General features: G+C 39.8%; 13 protein-coding genes. 8 read left to right on the top strand and 5 right to left on the bottom strand.

The features are described 5' to 3' along the window. Positions 1-54 precede the first annotated feature (54 nt). From PNIG_RS15275 to PNIG_RS15265, 3 genes are read left to right on the top strand one after another with little or no spacing between them, the layout of a single operon-like run. The gene (locus PNIG_RS15275) at positions 55-1,239 is read left to right on the top strand and encodes a methyltransferase (protein WP_089368826.1); all 1,185 of its coding nucleotides are present in this window, start codon (positions 55-57) and stop codon (positions 1,237-1,239) included. A gap of 11 nt (positions 1,240-1,250) precedes the next feature. Further along, entirely contained in the window at positions 1,251-1,910 is a 660-nt protein-coding gene (gene can / locus PNIG_RS15270; RefSeq protein ID WP_086994736.1) for a carbonate dehydratase, read from the top strand. A gap of 8 nt (positions 1,911-1,918) precedes the next feature. Then, positions 1,919-2,575 carry an NAD(P)H-binding protein gene (locus PNIG_RS15265; protein WP_089368825.1) on the top strand — a complete coding sequence of 219 codons (657 nt, stop codon included), beginning with the start codon at positions 1,919-1,921 and terminating at the stop codon, positions 2,573-2,575. Positions 2,576-2,816: 241 nt separating this feature from the next. Here the strand turns inward: PNIG_RS15265 and ubiK are convergent, their stop codons facing one another. Beyond that, positions 2,817-3,080 (bottom strand): ubiquinone biosynthesis accessory factor UbiK, encoded by a 264-nt coding sequence (ubiK, locus tag PNIG_RS15260; RefSeq protein ID WP_086994730.1) that lies wholly within the window; start codon positions 3,078-3,080, stop codon positions 2,817-2,819. Positions 3,081-3,243: 163 nt separating this feature from the next. On the opposite strand from ubiK, the gene rep reads away from it, so the two are divergent. Then, a complete protein-coding gene (gene rep / locus PNIG_RS15255; RefSeq protein ID WP_086994727.1) occupies positions 3,244-5,262 on the top strand; it encodes a DNA helicase Rep in 2,019 nt (672 codons plus the stop codon). A 5-nt stretch (positions 5,263-5,267) separates the two neighbouring features. On the opposite strand, the gene PNIG_RS15250 is transcribed toward rep, so the two are convergent. The 3 genes from PNIG_RS15250 to elbB form a co-directional block, all read right to left on the bottom strand. Next, the gene (locus PNIG_RS15250; protein ID WP_089368824.1) at positions 5,268-7,838 is read right to left on the bottom strand and encodes a bifunctional diguanylate cyclase/phosphodiesterase; all 2,571 of its coding nucleotides are present in this window, start codon (positions 7,836-7,838) and stop codon (positions 5,268-5,270) included. Positions 7,839-8,007: 169 nt separating this feature from the next. Next, the gene (locus tag PNIG_RS15245) at positions 8,008-8,403 is read right to left on the bottom strand and encodes a c-type cytochrome (protein WP_041454600.1); all 396 of its coding nucleotides are present in this window, start codon (positions 8,401-8,403) and stop codon (positions 8,008-8,010) included. Between the two features lie 230 nt (positions 8,404-8,633). Further along, on the bottom strand, positions 8,634-9,281 hold the full coding sequence (elbB, locus tag PNIG_RS15240; RefSeq protein WP_089368823.1) for an isoprenoid biosynthesis glyoxalase ElbB: 648 nt from the start codon (positions 9,279-9,281) through the stop codon (positions 8,634-8,636). 872 nt (positions 9,282-10,153) lie between these two features. Here elbB and polA point away from each other — a divergent pair. The 3 genes from polA (at position 10,154) to PNIG_RS15225 (ending at position 14,460) form a co-directional block, all read left to right on the top strand. Further along, entirely contained in the window at positions 10,154-12,889 is a 2,736-nt protein-coding gene (gene polA, locus PNIG_RS15235; protein WP_089368822.1) for a DNA polymerase I, read from the top strand. A gap of 468 nt (positions 12,890-13,357) precedes the next feature. After that, a complete protein-coding gene (locus tag PNIG_RS15230; protein ID WP_011329398.1) occupies positions 13,358-13,945 on the top strand; it encodes a YceI family protein in 588 nt (195 codons plus the stop codon). Continuing rightward, complete coding sequence (locus tag PNIG_RS15225) at positions 13,942-14,460, top strand: DUF1285 domain-containing protein (protein WP_041454598.1); 519 nt, start codon at positions 13,942-13,944, stop codon at positions 14,458-14,460. Before PNIG_RS15230 ends, PNIG_RS15225 begins: the two co-directional genes overlap by 4 nt. A 299-nt stretch (positions 14,461-14,759) precedes the next feature. Here PNIG_RS15225 and yihA read toward each other — a convergent pair whose 3' ends face one another. Then, a complete protein-coding gene (gene yihA / locus PNIG_RS15220; RefSeq protein ID WP_058374289.1) occupies positions 14,760-15,428 on the bottom strand; it encodes a ribosome biogenesis GTP-binding protein YihA/YsxC in 669 nt (222 codons plus the stop codon). A 267-nt stretch (positions 15,429-15,695) separates the two neighbouring features. On the opposite strand from yihA, the gene PNIG_RS15215 reads away from it, so the two are divergent. Continuing rightward, positions 15,696-16,328 (top strand): c-type cytochrome, encoded by a 633-nt coding sequence (locus PNIG_RS15215; protein ID WP_011329395.1) that lies wholly within the window; start codon positions 15,696-15,698, stop codon positions 16,326-16,328. Positions 16,329-16,919: the final 591 nt, after the last annotated feature.

Below are 16,919 nucleotides of genomic sequence, written 5' to 3'. Positions count from 1 at the left end.
ATGACAGTGGGCTGAGCTGCTATAATTAATTGTGTTTATTTATTTTAAGTTGATATGACCTTAGCTGAGCAGTTTTCTGCACTTGATTCTCTCCTTATGCGTAATCGCCAATATTGGCAATGTACGGCATTTGATTTTGATGCACTACCTTGGCCTGAGCTACAAGAGCCTTTAAATAATTTAACGGATGAAGAAGTTGCCCAATTAGATGGCAATGAAGAACAGTTATATCAATTTTTTGAGCCGCATATTGAGCAACTTGAACAGCTGGTAAATTTGTGTGAGTTACCAACAGCGAACTTAACGCGCAGTGACTATCCGTTTTGGCTTAGTAACGGTATAAAAGGGCGGAAGTTTCAGCAGCTGCAAGATTTTGTAGCGGCTTTACCCAGTAGTACCAAGCCTGTTTTAGAATGGTGCGCGGGTAAAGGGCACCTCGGGCGTATGCTAGCGTTTAATGGTGCTAAAAGCGTGCACAGTATAGAGCTGCAACCGCAATTATGTGAGCAAGGGCAGCACAGTGCAAAGCAGCAAGGCTTAGCTATGCACTTTAGCCAAGCTGATGTATTGAAGGATGACATTACTGCTTTTTTTAAAGCCGATATGCACGCAGTCGCTTTACATGCTTGCGGCGGTTTACATCAAGCTTTTATGCAGCAGGCCAGTGTAGCTAAAGTCTCTAACATTAGTTTTTCTCCTTGTTGTTATCATTTATTTACCCCAGATAATTACCTAGCAATGAGTACGCTTGCACAACAAAGTCTCCTTAACTTAACTCATCGCGACTTAAAGCTCGCACTTCAAGAAATGGTCACCGCGCCTTCACGCATAGTTAAAGTGCGTAACACTGAAGTTGCATGGCGACTCGGGTTTGATGCCCTGCGAAAATCGATTACTAATGAGCAACATTACGTCAGTGTGCCGTCGGTTAACAAGGCGGTGTTTTCAGATTCATTTAAATCATTTTGTGCATGGGCTGCAGACAAAAAGTCGTTAAAGTTGCCACAAGAGATTGATTATAATGAGTTTTTACTTATTGGGCAGGACAAGATAAAAGTAACAGATCGTATTGAACTGGTTCGACATGTGTTCAGAAGAGCAATAGAAGTTTGGCTTGTGCTCGATCGTGCTTTATATTTACAGCAGCAAGGCTATCAAGTCAGTATTAAAACGTTTTGCGCAAAACAGTTAACACCGCGCAATATTTTGATCTTGGCAAATTACCCGTCTTCGAACTGAAAAGAGATGCAATGAGAAAGCTAAAAAATTTATTCGACAATAATAAACGTTGGGCAGATCGCACTAGTAAAGCGGATCCTGACTTTTTTAAAATACTATCAATGCAGCAAAATCCAGAGTACTTATGGATTGGTTGTTCCGACTCCCGCGTGCCAGCCAATCAAATTGTAGATTTACTCCCAGGTGAGCTATTTGTACATCGTAACGTAGCAAACGTAGTTGTACATACAGATCATAACTGTTTATCGGTAATGCAATATGCTGTTGAAGTATTAAAAGTTAAACATATTATGGTGGTGGGGCATTATGGTTGTGGTGGTGTACAAGCAGTACTAGATGAAGCCCGCTTTGGCTTTATTGATAATTGGCTGCGCCATGTTGGTGATGTAAAAGAGAAGCACCTAGAGCAATTAAATGCAGTGCCTGAAAAAGAGCGTTTAAGCCGTTTAATAGAGCTTAATGTAATTGAGCAGGTACGTAATGTAGCGCGTACTAATATAGTACAAGACGCATGGGCACGTGGACAAAGTTTATCGATTCATGGTTGGGTTTACGGCCTAGAAAATGGCCACCTACATGACCTAGAGTCAGTAGTAACTTGTGCATCAGAAGAAGCCGACACTTATAAAAAAGCCGTGCAACACGTGTTTTCAAAACTTGACCATGGATAATTAAAGCGATGACAAAAACGGCGGTAATTATAGGTGCAACAGGGTTAGTAGGAAATGAGTTATTAAAAAAGTTACTACAAAGCGCGTATTTTTCTAATGTAATTGCCTTAAGCCGTCGTGCGCTAAGCATACGTCATCCAAAACTCGTTAATCATATAATTGAGTTTGATGAGTTAACTCAATATGCTGCATTATTTAAAGGCGATGTGTTTTTTTCTTGTTTAGGTACTACTAAAAAGCAAGCCGGCTCAATTGCGGCGCAGCGAAGAGTTGATTTTGATTATCAATTTATTGCCGCGCAATTAGCCGCAAGTAATGGTGTGCAACATTACTGCTTGGTGTCATCAAGTGGTGCAAATGCGCACAGCACTAGCCCTTATTTAAAAATGAAGGGGCAACTAGAGGAGCAGGTTAAGCAACTGCCTTTTGCACGTATCAGTATTTTTCAGCCGTCGTTATTATTAGGTAACCGTAAGCAGTTTAGAGTGGCTGAGAAAATTGGCAGTGTTATTTTACCCATTATAACTCGCCTGCCACTTTTAAAACGCTATAAACCAATAACTGGGGAGCAAGTAGCGCAAAAAATGCTGGTTGTGAGTTGCGCGCAGCAGAGCAATTTAGCTTACTATGTACTTGATGAGCTATTTAACCTGAGCTCCGGATAATAAATCTATCTCAAGCAGCTATTTTCAGCGCTAACTGCGTTGAATTTACTTGCAATAGGCCAGCTATTGACGCGTAAATTCGCCTTGTTTTCACTGAAAACTTCTGGCTAGAGAAAATAAATATAATTATAATTCAATATGTTAGTAAGTTCCTTAACTAGAGTTCAGGTTATTTAATTAATTAGCACTATTACAAAACAAAAAAGCAGCCTTGGCTGCTTTTTTACTTTAAGCGTATATATTATTCAGCATTTGGCTGAGTGCTAAGTTGTTGCTCTAACAGTGCAACTTTAGCTTCAAGCTCAGTTAGCTTTTCGCGTGTACGGATCAGTACTTGGCTTTGTACATCAAACTCTTCACGACTTACAAAGTCCATCTCAGCAAGCTTGTTTTGTAAAACTTGTTTGGTTTTACCTTCGAGTGTATCGGCTAAGTTTTTTACGCCTTGTGGCATATTACTAGTGATTTGCTTTGCAATTTCTTCAAGTTTTGCTGGATTAATCATGTTCGTCCCTTGGCTGTTGCCCAGAATTTATAATAACTAATATTACCTTATAGCCAGTGTATTTAACACAGGTTGATCTTTATCGAATTAATTAGTGCAATTGCTATGCTCGCTGTAATGGTTACGTTAAAATTGCCCGTCTTTTTAAATCTCTTTGGTCGTTATGAAACTCAATCCTAAACAAGATGAAGCGGTAAAATATATTAGTGGGCCATGCTTAGTGCTTGCTGGAGCTGGCTCTGGTAAAACGCGTGTTATTACTAATAAAATCGCATATTTAGTGAAACAGTGTGAGTATAAAGCGCGTAATATTGCCGCGGTTACTTTTACCAATAAAGCTGCTAAAGAGATGCGTGAGCGTGTTTTGCAAACACTTGGCAAGCAAGATGCCAAAGGGCTTTGGGTATCTACATTTCATACGCTGGGTTTAGAAATTATCAAAAAAGAACTTAGTACACTGGGCTTTAAGCCGGGTTTTTCGCTATTTGACGATCAAGATACCAACCAGTTATTAAATGATTTAACCGAAGACGAACTTAAAAATGATAAAGACCTACTCAAGCTATTAAAAATGGCAATTGGTAGCTGGAAAAACGAATTAATTTTACCAGAACAAGCAATCCGCGAAGCGCAAGAGCCACAAAAAGCATTATTTGCACAGCTTTATGGTCGCTATCAAAACCAGTTACGTGCTTACAATGCACTAGATTTTGATGACTTAATAATGATCCCTACTTTGCTCCTTACTAATAATGCCACCTCACGGATGCGCTGGCAGCAACGCTTTAAATACTTGCTGGTGGATGAGTACCAAGATACCAATACCAGCCAATACCAACTTGTTAAGCTGTTAGTAGGTGAACGCGCCCGCTTTACTGTGGTAGGCGATGACGATCAATCGATATATTCATGGCGCGGTGCGCGTCCGCAAAACTTAGTGTTATTAAGTAAAGACTTCCCCGGGCTTAGACTTATTAAGCTGGAGCAAAACTACCGTAGTGCAGGGCGAATACTAAAAGCGGCTAATATATTAATTGCCAACAACCCGCACGACATTGAAAAAAAGCTGTTTAGTGAACTCGGTTATGGTGAGCCAATAAAAGTAATTGGTTGTCGTGATGAAGAACATGAGTCTGAGCGCGTAGTGGCTGAAATTATTTCGCATAAGTTTATGAAACGCACTAGCTACAAAGATTACGCTATTTTATATCGTGGTAATCACCAAGCGCGAGGCTTTGAAAAATCGTTAATGAGTAACCGTATTCCATACAAAATTAGCGGTGGTATGTCGTTTTTTTCGCGCTCAGAAATTAAAGATATTATGGCCTACTTACGGCTGCTGGTTAATCAAGACGATGACAATGCATTTTTACGTATAGTAAATACGCCACGGCGCGAAATAGGCACGGTGACACTTGAAAAGCTGGGTACGCTCGCAAATGAAAAGCACATGAGTTTATTTGCTACCTGTTTTGATAATGACCTAGGTTATAGGCTAAAAGGGCGTGGTTTGAACGCACTTACTGGGTTTGCACGTTGGGTTGTGGAGCTATCAGACAACGCGGTGCGCGGTGATACCCTAGAAGCGGTTAAAGATTTAGTGCGTAACATTAACTACGAAGCGTATTTATACGAGTCATCACCTAGTGCCAAAGCGGCTGAAATGCGGATGAAAAACGTATCGGAGTTATATCGGTGGATCACCGACATGCTAACCGGCGACGCCGATAACGAGCCCATGACCTTGGCCGAAGTAGTGAGCAAACTTACATTACGCGATATGTTAGAGCGTAACGAAGAAGAAGATGAAGCCGACGCGGTGCAGTTATCAACCTTGCATGCATCAAAGGGACTAGAGTACCCGTACGTGTTTATGGTGGGTATGGAAGAGGGCTTGCTACCGCATCAGGTAAGTATTGATGAGGACAACGTAGATGAAGAGCGTCGCCTTGCGTATGTTGGGATCACCCGAGCTCAACAAGAGCTCACCTTAACTTATGCTAAAATACGTCGTCAATTTGGCGAAACATCACAAACAGAGCTCAGTCGTTTTGTACAAGAACTACCACAAGACGATTTAGCATTCGAGAATAAAAAAGCACCTAATAGCCAAGCCGAGCGAATGGAAAAAGGTCAGGCGCGTGTGGCTAATCTACGCGCTATGCTTAAAAAACCTGAATAAATTGGTTAACGTTGCAGTGATTCAGAGTGACTAATAGAGGGCTGCAAACTACTGTTAAGTGCAGACTGTTTACCGATAAAAAATCCTAGACCGTGTTTATCTAATAGAGCTCTAAAATTTAATATAGCAGGGCCTTTTGCTATTACTTTAGTGTTTTTAATTTTAGTAATGGCAAGTACGCCCTGCAGTTGTAGGTCGTAGCTAGCTTGCTGCAAAATACGTTTACTAAATGTCGAGCTTAGTAGTAGGTAGTCAAAATCAATTTCGCTAAGTAAGTTAAGCTCGCATTTATCTTTAGCAAAATTATTTAACCCAATAGAGTAGCCGTTTAAAGATAATTGCTTTAAATTTTCAATTTGTGTTGCACTAGCATAACGAATTTCTTGTTCGTCAAAGAGTAAGCAAAGCTGTGTTTTGTTTTCGCATTGGCTCAAAGCATCAGTAAATAAATTAAACTCAGGATGGGCCAATAACAAACTAGAGCAAGGTAGTAAGCCGACGTTTAAGTTAGCGTTACTTGTTTGTGTGTATGCTTGTTGTAGTAGCTGTAGTTCAACATTAAGATGTTGCTCTTTATCGCAGGCAAACTTTTTTAGAATATCAAAACTGGTATAGCCCAATATAGGGTGCTCGCCAAATGCCTCTAGCAATGACTCAGACTGGCAATTTTCATCAAGAGTAATGATCTCAGAACTTCTAAAGTTCATCGGTAGCTGTTCAAGGTAATGCAGTACTGGTGATTGCTGCTCTGGTATTGCTTGCGTTAATAGCGGGTGGAATAGCTCATAGCGGTTTCTACCTGAGTTTTTAGCGTAGTACATAGCGGCATCGGCATCACGAATTATTTCATCCGTATTTTTATAGCTTTGGTTAGAGTAAGTTATACCAATACTTGCACCACTTTGCAGTGACGAGCCTTTAAAACAAAATGGTTCTGCCATTAAGTTAATTATTCTATTTGCAACATCTTCAGCTTGTTGAGGCTCGGTTAAATGAGTCAATAAAATTACAAACTCATCCCCCCCTAAGCGCGCTAATAAGTCGTGCTCGCGAATACACTGCGAAAATAGCTTACTCACGCTAATTAAAAACTGATCCCCGGCATGATGGCCAAGTTGGTCGTTAATACTTTTAAACTTATCTAAATCAATAAATAATACGGCAAAGTGTTGCTCTACAAAGCGATGATATTCTTGCAGGGTTTTTTCAAGTTGAGTTAAAAATAAGCTTCGGTTAGCTAAACCGGTCAGCGAGTCGTGATGCGCGTCGTGATAAAGCTGCTGCTCTATTTTTTTTCGCTCATCAATTTGCATTTGTAAATGTAGGTTAGCTTGGCGTAACTCTTTAGTTTTTTCGTCAACTCGAAACTCAAGCTCCTGATGACTCTTTTTAAGTGCGATATTAGCTAATTTTGTTTGTAATACTGTAGCAATTTGATGGGATACAAAGGTGATGAGTTCGCAATCATCTTGGCTAAAAATATGTTTATTGTTATACGCTTGGCAAACAATTAAACCAATAACACCTTGTGATGTTTTTAATGGTGCGCCAAGCCAACTAGTAGCCATTTGCTTTTCAGGCACAGGTGAAGTGCGTTGTACTGTGCCATCTTGTATAAGCGCTTTTGCTCTATCGGGATGTATAAGCTGAGTTTCTTCGGTGCTAATTACCAGCTCACTATAGCCTTTAGAAAAACGCCTTGATTGAGGGTTCTTTTTAAATTCATCTACGTAATAAGGAAAGCTTAGCCAGCCAGAATCTTTGTTATAAAGTGCAATATAAAGGTTATCAGCATAGGTTATCGACTTTATAATTTCATGCAGTTGTAAATATACATCATCAATATTTTTAGCTTGTGTTGCCAGCTCCGATATTTTAAATAAAATTTGCTGGCGTTGTAGGGCTCGTTTACGTTGTTCGACTTCAAGGTTAAGCGCTGCGTTACTTTGTGTAAGTGCTTGGGTGCGAACTTTAACTTCGGCTTCGAGTTGCTCGCGCTTTTTTACTCGCTCTATTGCGGTAGCTAAGTACAGCGACATAACCTCTAGTAATTGTATTTGTTGAGGGCTGTATCCTTGCTTTGTGTCGTAACTTTGTGCTGCAAGTACGCCTATAATGCTTTTTTCTTGAAATACAGGCACGCCAATCCAGTGCTCAGCAGGCGTACCTAAAGCTTTAAATAAACCATTATTAGCAGCATCTTGCATTTGTTGCTTAGTAAAGTAGGTTGTTTTACCTTGTTTAAATACATAACCAGTTGCACCTTCGTTAAAACTATTATGCTGATTAAGGGCAATAGCAAGACCATCTTTTTCGTCTGAAAAATAAGAAAGTTCTAATAAGTTTGTGTGTCTGTTGGAAAGTACAACATAAAAACTTTTGCTTGGTACGTACTTTTGCAAAATATCGTGTATAGCGGGATAGAGTAAGGTAAGTTCTGCAACCGTGCTGGCTTGCTCTGATAATAGGATCAGGGCATTTTGTAGATGATGTGCATGCTTGTACTTTTTCAGTAGCGCTTTAAGACGTTTATTTTGATGCGCTAAGTTACTAGGTACTGTTAATTTATCTTCCAATGATGTTAACCAGCTGTGTTTTTATTGTATACTAATTGCGCTTATAATTTCATTTTTAACTATTAGCGTCAAGTATATATTCGTTAAAATAGCGGTTAAAAGTAGATAAAAAGCATTAAAAAAGGCTTACCTTAGGTAAACCTTTTTATTTATTGATTTTAATAGGCTTTTACTTAGTTGTCATAAAGTTAATTGCGGCACTAATTTCGTCTTCAGAACAATCCATACAAGTACCTTTTGGCGGCATTGCATTAAAACCATTCAGTGCGTGATCGAGTAATACATCATTACCTTTAGCAAGGCGAGGTGACCAATCATCAGCCGATTTAGGTGCGCCTAACGCACCAGTACCGTGACACGCAAAACATGAAGCTTGATATACTTGCTCGCCAGAACGTGGGCCAGTAGGGGCTGCAGGAGCGGCCACTTTGTCACCCTCAAGGTATACAGCACCAATCGGTGCGAGACGTTTTTTGATTGCATCGGCAGTCATAGAGTTATCATATGGCTGTGCGTATGCGGTGGTTGCTAGCATTAGTAATGCTGCAGCTGATAGTTTTTTCATTTTGCCTTGCCCACTTCAATTTGAACGTGATCAATCACGATTGTAAATGACGGAATTTAAAACAATTATAACTCCCCTAAGCAATTTATAAAATGCTAAGAGTAGATTTTATTGATTAAATCGACTAAAGATTGCGTTAACTCAATAAAAACAGCAGTTTACTAAATGGTTAAACAGAGTAACTGTTATTCTAAGTTACAAAAATCTAAATAGATCATATTGCTCAAAAATCAGCTTAGTGCGAGCACTTCACTCACCAGTTTAGCTATTCCAGCATCGGCATCGAGTATAGATTGTGCCAGCATATAGGCTGGTGTTGTTACTAGCTTATACTGCTGATCTACAACAATATCATCTACTGCGCAGGTGACATGCTGAGCACCTAGGGTGTTAAGTGCATTAGCTGTGTCACTATCATTACCTATAGTTAGGTGTGCTTGCTGATAAATAAAAGGAATTAAATTAGGAGCAATACACATATAGCCCGCCGCTTTATTGGTATTGGCAAACGCTTTACAGGCATGTAACACGTCAGCATTAATACTTGCCTGTGGCCCTTTTATAGCAAAGTCAGATAGATTTTTTGCAGCACCAAAACCACCCGGTACAATTAAAGCGTCAAACTGTGTAACGTCCAGCTCAGTAATCGCTTTTACTTCGCCGCGAGCAATACGCGCTGCTTCTACAAGTACATTACGATTATCGGTGGTTTCTTCACCAGTGAGGTGATTAATGGTGTGATGCTGCGCTATATCGGGTGCAAAGCATTGATAACTTGCACCATTTTTTGCTATGTGTAATAAAGTCAAAACGGCTTCATTAATTTCACTACCATCATAAACGCCACAACCGGCTAAAATTACTGCAACTTTTTTCATTTTTTATCTGCTCCGTTTAAGTCGGCAAACTAAAATTTAGTTCGATAGATTAGGGTCTGTTAACCTTTGCGGATTAAAATTCGTTCAAACTAGGAGCGATTTGATCGCGGCGCGAGGTTTGTAACCTAGTAGGCTCGGTAACTGCTCCTGCGTTATTCTACTGGCTTACATCTATGTGTAAATAAGTAAAAACAGAGCAAAGCTTTTGCATCCTGCTCATGCCCCTAACAAAGAGTTAATCGCCCCTAGACAGAACCCTTCGGGCAGCGCATGTTTGGTATTAATGCTGCGTTATCGCCTATTTATGGGGAATAACCACACCACATAGGCTCTGCCTTGTCTAAATACCAAACACACTGCTGCAAACTCAACCTTGAAAGATCAACAGACCTTCAAGTTTAACATGGCAAAAATAATCTGTTTGAAAAATTATTTGTATAGTTACTGTTCGCTAAGCGAGTGATCATAGGGTATATGCCATTTGGTGATCAACCACAGTGAAAAAAATTATAAAGGATCGCTATGATCTTTGATCCATTATGCTAGAATGCTCGTCCAGTTATTTAAATGGATGCAAATAATGGCAATGACTAACAGCGGATGTAACGCTTAAAACTTTTTTCCACATTGGTAAAAAAATAATAAAAAAAGAACCTCGTATTATCTTTTTTAGTAAAAACAACCAGTTAACTTTATTTCTAAGCGTTTTTTAATGCTTTGGAAGAATGGCCTGTGGCTGTTATCTACAAAGTTATCCACAGTTTGTTCTGAATTAATCAACATCAGTAGTATTAATTCGCAGTCGTTTTATTCACTGCCTTATGGCATGCTTATAATTATCTTACTTTTTGTATTTAGGATCCAAATTCACCATGGCTCAGATCCCCGAAAACCCACTTATTTTAGTTGATGGCTCTTCATATTTATTTCGTGCTTATCATTCACCGCCACATTTAACTAACTCAAAAGGTGAAGCGACCGGAGCGATATATGGTGTGATCAACATGCTAAAAAGTTTGATCAGACAATATGATCCCTCGCATATGGTGGTTATATTTGACGCTAAAGGCAAAACCTTTAGAAATGACATGTATAGCGAATATAAAGCGAACCGTCCGCCAATGCCAGATGACTTACGCACGCAAATAGCGCCAATCCACCGTATTATTAAGGCAATGGGTTTTCCGCTTATTAGCATTGAAGGTGTTGAAGCCGACGATGTAATTGGTACGTTTGCGCGCATAGCTTCAGAGCAAAAGCGCCACGTACTGGTTTCTACCGGTGATAAAGATATGGCGCAGTTGGTAAATGAACATGTAACGCTTATAAACACCATGACCGACAGTATCTCGGATCCTGTTACTGTAGTTGAAAAGTTTGGTGTGGGCCCAGAGCTTATTATCGATTATTTAGCTTTAATGGGCGATAAAGTAGATAACATTCCAGGGGTAGAAGGGTGTGGTCCTAAAACTGCGGTTAAGTGGTTAGAAAAATACGGATCGCTACAGGGCGTTATGGATAATGCCAGCGAGATCAAAGGTAAAATAGGAGAAAAGTTAGCAGCTGCGCTAGATCATCTGCCTTTAAGCTATCAACTTGCTACTATTAAGTGTGATGTTGAGGTTGAGTCGGATCTTGATACCTTTAAGTTACAAGAGCCCAATAAAGATGAGCTAATTGCGCTTTATGGTGAATGTGAATTTCGTCGTTGGTTAGCTGAGTTACTCGATAACCCTAAAGATACCGAAACACACTTAGCTGTTCCCACTGAGGCTAACGAAGTACCAAAAGTAGCAGAGGCACAATACGAAACTATTTTAACCGAGAGCCAGTTTGATGCATTAATAGAGCAGCTAAATGATGCTGAGCTATTTGCCTTTGATACAGAAACAACCAGCCTTGATTACATGCAAGCACAGTTAGTAGGTATGAGCTTTGCGGTAAAAGCCGGTGAAGCTGCTTATTTACCCGTTGCTCACGACTATCCGGGTGCACCTGAGCAACTAAGCCTTGAGTTTGTAATGCAAAAATTAGGACCTATTCTAGCCGATGCCAAAAAAGCTAAAGTAGGGCAAAACCTTAAATACGATAAAAGCGTATTAGCAAATGCGGGTTATGAATTAAACGGTATTAAGTTTGATACCATGCTTGAATCGTATGTGCTTAACAGTGTGGGTACGCGCCATGATATGGATTCACTGGCACTTAAATTTTTAGGCCATAAAAATATCAGCTTTGAAGATATTGCTGGTAAAGGTAAAAAGCAACTTACTTTTAATCAAGTAGAGCTAGATAAAGCCGGCCCCTATGCCGCTGAAGATGCAGATATTACGCTGCGTTTACACCAAGTTTTATGGCCAAAATTAGCCGCTGACGAAAAACTAAAATCAGTATTCGAAGATATAGAAATGCCACTGGTTAATGTTATTTCTGATATTGAACGCACTGGTGTAGCAATAGACAGCAAAATGCTTGCTGCGCACAGCCAACGCTTAGGCGAGCGTTTATTGGAGCTGGAAAAAGAAGCGTATGAAATAGCGGGTGAACCATTTAATTTAAGTTCTCCAAAACAACTACAAGTATTGTTGTTTGAAAGACTGGAACTGCCAATAATTAAAAAAACGCCTAAAGGCGCGCCTTCTACCGCAGAAGAAGTATTACAAGAATTAGCGCACGACTATCCACTGCCTAAAGTAATTATTGAGCACCGTGGTTTATCAAAGCTTAAATCAACCTATACCGACAAATTACCGTTAATGGTTAACGAGAAAACGCAGCGTGTGCATACCTCGTATCATCAAGCCGTAACGGCAACTGGGCGTTTAAGTTCAACCGATCCTAATTTACAAAATATTCCAATTCGCTCAGAAGAAGGGCGTCGTATTCGTGAAGCGTTTATAGCGGCCGATGGCTATAAAATTGTCGCTGCCGATTATAGCCAAATTGAGCTACGTATAATGGCGCATCTTTCACAAGATAAAGGTTTATTAAGTGCGTTCGCTAATGGTTTAGACGTGCACAGTGCCACTGCAGCAGAAGTATTTGGTGTAAGTTTAGAAGAAGTGACCAGCGATATGCGTCGTAAAGCTAAAGCGGTTAACTTTGGCTTAATTTATGGCATGTCGGCATTTGGTTTAGCACGCCAGCTGGATGTGCCACGCCATGAAGCGCAGCATTATATTGATAAATATTTTGAGCGTTTCCCAGGTGTTTTAGAATATATGGAAACAACGCGTGAAAAGGCCGCTGAAAGCGGTTATGTAGAGACTATTTTTGGACGCCGTTTATATTTACCAGAAATAAAAGCCCAAAATGGTGCACGAAGAAAAGGAGCTGAGCGCGCAGCAATCAATGCGCCAATGCAAGGCACTGCTGCCGATATCATTAAAAAGGCAATGTTAAGTGTACACAGTTGGGTATACGAGCAAGCTCCCAATACCGTTAAGCTATTAATGCAAGTACACGATGAGTTGGTATTTGAAATTAAAACAGACTGTGTTGATGCTTACACAAAGCATATTTGCGAACTAATGTCGCAAGCGGCTACTCTTGATGTACCACTTATAGTTGAAGCTGATGAAGGCGACAACTGGGAACAGGCTCACTAAGTTTATATAATAAAATGACAAAAAAGTGCCTAAGGGCACTTTTTTTATGTCAGTATAAAAATATTAATTACTTAAATAAATAGCCGCTTTAGTTACATAAAAGTTAACCAAAGAAAAGACCCATGTTAAATCATAAGGTGTTGGCAAATATACACAAATTATCTAGAATTTTATTGTACTAGTGCGCTGGCTTTTGTTAAAGTCGCGCCGTCCTCATCCTGTAGGACATCCTGTTGATGATGCATCTGCGAAGATGCAATTATTCATAGCTTCTCCCCAGTTTGCTATACCGGCCTATCATATATTTGATGGGCCGTTTTTTATTCCTAACCTTAATTATTCCCCATTTATTATTCTATAATTACACTTAATCCTTTAGGTGATACCATATAAGCTCATAAAAAGTACTTTCTATTCATTTGTGGTTCTAATGAATGGGGTATTGTTCATTTATAGAAGGAATTCGTCATGTTTAAAGCATTAGCTATTGCAGGTTTGTCGTTATCAAGTTTAGTTATTTCTAATATCGCTCAGGCCGATTGGCAGTTAGTAAACGATAAAAGCCAATTAAGCTTTGTTTCTATCAAAAAAAATAGTATTGCTGAAGCAAATCACTTTACTAATATTGAAGGCAAGTTATCAGATAAAGGTGAGTTTAGTGTAAATGTAGACTTAACCTCGGCAGAAACACTGATCCCCATTCGTAATGAGCGTTTAACAAAATTATTATTTGAAGCCGATACATTTGCAAATGCCATATTAACCGCAGATCTAGCATCGCAGCTCAGCAGTATTAAAAAACCTGGCCAGTATGTGCTTAAAGGGATTAATGCGGAACTTGATTTTCATGGTAATAAAAAGCCGCTTACTATAGATGTGCTGGTTAGCAGTGCAGAAAATGGTGATTTAAGTGTGTCTTCTTTCAGTCCTATTATTATTAATAGTAATGATTTTGCAATTACAGAGGGCATTATGGAATTACAAAAATTAGCGGGTTTACCGTCAATTGCGACTGCCGTACCTGTTACTTTTGCACTGACATTTAAAAAGCAGTGATTTCCCTTAGCCAACTAAGCAAGCAATTAAGCGAGCCAAGTAAACCCTTTGATAGTTGGCAACCAACTCACTGTGGATCATTGCCAATGGTTATTAACGACCAAGGGCAATGGTTTTATGCTGGCAGTGAAATAACACGCCCGGCTATGGTAAAGCTGTTTGCCTCGGTATTGTGTAAAGAGGGTGAGCAGTTTTATTTAAAAACGCCGGTCGAAAAAATAGCCATCACGGTTGAAGACGCCCCCTTTATTATTGTTGCCTGGCGATTTGAAAATACCGAGCAAGGACAAGTGCTTTGTTGTATAGATAACCTAGACAGACAATGGCTCATCAGTGCTGAGCAACCTATATATATACAAGACTACAAAGATGCAGCCGTGCCTTATATACAACTCCCTTATGGGTGCTGTGCACGCGTGGCAAGAAGTGTATTTTATCAATGGGCAGAAATAGCCCAGACAGACAAACAGGGTTATTTTATAACATCTGCCGGGGAGCCGTTTTATTTATCCTAAACTCGAGTAATAGCGGATAATAATGGCTTAGGTTTGTAATGCGTGCGTGGCAAGAAGTGTATGCTATTAATGCAATGGGCTAAAATAGCCAATACTGATAAACAGGGTTATTTTATAACATCTGCCGGGGAGCCGTTTTATTTATCCTAAACTCGAGTAATAGCGGATAATAATGGCTTAGGTTTGTAATGCGTGCGTGGCAAAAAGTGTATGCTATTAATGCAATAGGCTGAAATAGCCGAGACAGATAAGCTCGGCTATTTATCGAATGTGTAAGCTTTTAAGCCTTGCAGAATAAATTAGCTTGCTGGGTTAGTGTCATCGTTAAGTATTTTTTCAGCAGGTGGTACCGCTACAACTGGGCCTAAAAACCATTCATCAAGTTTTTTGGCAACGTCTGGCAAGCCAGTACCTTTTAGTGATGAAAATGCATGTACCGTAATATCACCATCAAGGGCGCTTAATTCACGGCGAACTTTAAGTACTTGTGATTGACGCGGACCTTGTTTAAATTTGTCTGCTTTAGTTAATAGCGCTAAAACAGGAATTTCACTGCTAATAGCCCAATTAATTAAATCACGGTCTAAATCTTTTAATGGATGACGAATATCCATTAAAATTACAATACCTTTTAAACTCTGACGCTTTTGTAAATATTCGCCTAGCGACTTCTGCCATTTCTTTTTCATTTCAATTGGTACTTTAGCAAAGCCATAGCCTGGTAAATCGATAAGGCGCATGTCATCAACATCAGCAAGTTCAAAGGTATTTATTAGCTGAGTACGTCCAGGAGTTTTACTGGTACGCGCTAATTTTTGGTCGGTAAGTGCATTAAGAGCACTTGATTTACCTGCATTGGAGCGACCGGCAAACGCAACTTCAATTCCCGTATCAGCAGGTAATTTAGTAATGTCTGGAGCGCTTGTAACGAAAGACGCGGTATTATATTTGATACGAGATTTGAGCACGGGCTCTCCTAAAACTTAAAAATGATCACATTGAGCTAAATTCGCTCATGGGGCGTATTTTATACTATAAAGGAGTTATTAAAAAGCTGTTAAACCACCATATACAGCACATTTAAACCAAGTTAAAGCTTAACCTAAGGCAAAACCCTATAAATTATAAGTTTAATATGAGTAGAAAACGTGCCAGAGAATTTATTATCGTGTAGAATATAAAAATCACAACATCCATATTGTAGATGATACAGGGTCGGAAACAGAGAATTCACCATGAAAAAAATAGCACTATCTTTAACTATATTGCTTGGTGCGTTGTCAGCAAGCAACGCAACAGCATTTGAAGGCGATGTAAACGCAGGTAAAGAAAAATCAGTAACGTGTGCGGCTTGTCACGGCCCAGACGGTAATGCACCGATTAATATCTATCCTAAGCTTGCGGGTCAACATGCCGATTATATTTATAAGCAACTTCAAGACTTAAAACTAGGTATGACCTCAGGTGGCAAAAAAGGTCGTATGGATCCGGTTATGAGCGCAATGGCTATGCCATTAAGCGAACAGGATATGAAAGATTTGTCGGCTTATTTTGCATCACTAAACATGAGCGAAGAAGCTACGCCTAAAGACGTAGTTGAAACCGGTAAAATACTTTACAAAGCAGGTGATGCAGATCGTGGTATTCCAGGATGTGCTGCATGTCATGGCCCTCGTGGTAATGGCTCGTCACTTGCAAAATTTCCAAAAGTTTCTTTTCAGCATCCAGGTTACGTTAAAGCGCAACTTGAAAAATTTCGTGATGGCACACGCCAAAATGATTTAAATGGTGTGATGCAAGATATTGCAAAGAAATTAACAGATAAAGACATTGAAGTACTTTCGCAGTACTTAGGTGGCTTACACTAAAGTTGTATTTATTTATTTAATTATTATTAATGTAATAAACTACAATATGTACAAAAAAGCAGCTTAGGCTGCTTTTTTTGTTTGCCCAGCGAAGCTGGCAAACCCGATAGGCTGAAAGATGCCTTATTACCCTGACTAAGGGGAAGATAATCTGAATGGCAAGGGCGTCACTGGCCAACGGTGGGGTCTGAAGGAAGCCATAAGAAGTTAGAGGTACACAACTAACCGTAACCTGTTTCGGCAGTATTGGTGGGTCAGCGTGCAAAATAGCGCAACGCCCTATACTTAGTCAGACCAATACTGTGCTTGAGGGTGGGATTTCTAACAGGGAGCCAGTGCAGTAACTGGGGAAGCCTGGCATCTAAACTTAGTGTAAATAAGTGGCCTAAACTCAAGGGGAAACCCAAGGTTTAACGTCGGTGTGAGGTGGCAGATGAACCCGTAGTAGTGAGTAAGGCTAGGCCGATGAAAGCCAGTAATGGTGTGGAGGACAAAACCAAGCCGACTATCAACAGAATGTTTGATAGGGTCAATTTTAATCAAAAGTTTTAATTGATTGCGAAGGGGGGAAGTATTCTTTAAGTGTATGAA

The sequence above is a fragment of the Pseudoalteromonas nigrifaciens genome (genome assembly GCF_002221505.1).
Classification (GTDB): domain Bacteria; phylum Pseudomonadota; class Gammaproteobacteria; order Enterobacterales; family Alteromonadaceae; genus Pseudoalteromonas; species Pseudoalteromonas nigrifaciens.
The sequence above is the reverse complement of the archived record's forward strand: the minus strand, read 5'-3'. Positions and strand labels throughout refer to the sequence as shown.

Bases quoted from the DNA above. Each gene is read 5' to 3' on its own strand.
- PNIG_RS15275 (WP_089368826.1), top strand. From the start codon at position 55: ATGACCTTAGCTGAGCAGTTTTCTGCACTTGATTCTCTCCTTATGCGT.
- can (WP_086994736.1), top strand. From the start codon at position 1,251: ATGAGAAAGCTAAAAAATTTATTCGACAATAATAAACGTTGGGCAGAT.
- PNIG_RS15265 (WP_089368825.1), top strand. From the start codon at position 1,919: ATGACAAAAACGGCGGTAATTATAGGTGCAACAGGGTTAGTAGGAAAT.
- ubiK (WP_086994730.1), bottom strand. From the start codon at position 3,080: ATGATTAATCCAGCAAAACTTGAAGAAATTGCAAAGCAAATCACTAGT.
- rep (WP_086994727.1), top strand. From the start codon at position 3,244: ATGAAACTCAATCCTAAACAAGATGAAGCGGTAAAATATATTAGTGGG.
- PNIG_RS15245 (WP_041454600.1), bottom strand. From the start codon at position 8,403: ATGAAAAAACTATCAGCTGCAGCATTACTAATGCTAGCAACCACCGCA.
- elbB (WP_089368823.1), bottom strand. From the start codon at position 9,281: ATGAAAAAAGTTGCAGTAATTTTAGCCGGTTGTGGCGTTTATGATGGT.
- polA (WP_089368822.1), top strand. From the start codon at position 10,154: ATGGCTCAGATCCCCGAAAACCCACTTATTTTAGTTGATGGCTCTTCA.
- PNIG_RS15230 (WP_011329398.1), top strand. From the start codon at position 13,358: ATGTTTAAAGCATTAGCTATTGCAGGTTTGTCGTTATCAAGTTTAGTT.
- PNIG_RS15215 (WP_011329395.1), top strand. From the start codon at position 15,696: ATGAAAAAAATAGCACTATCTTTAACTATATTGCTTGGTGCGTTGTCA.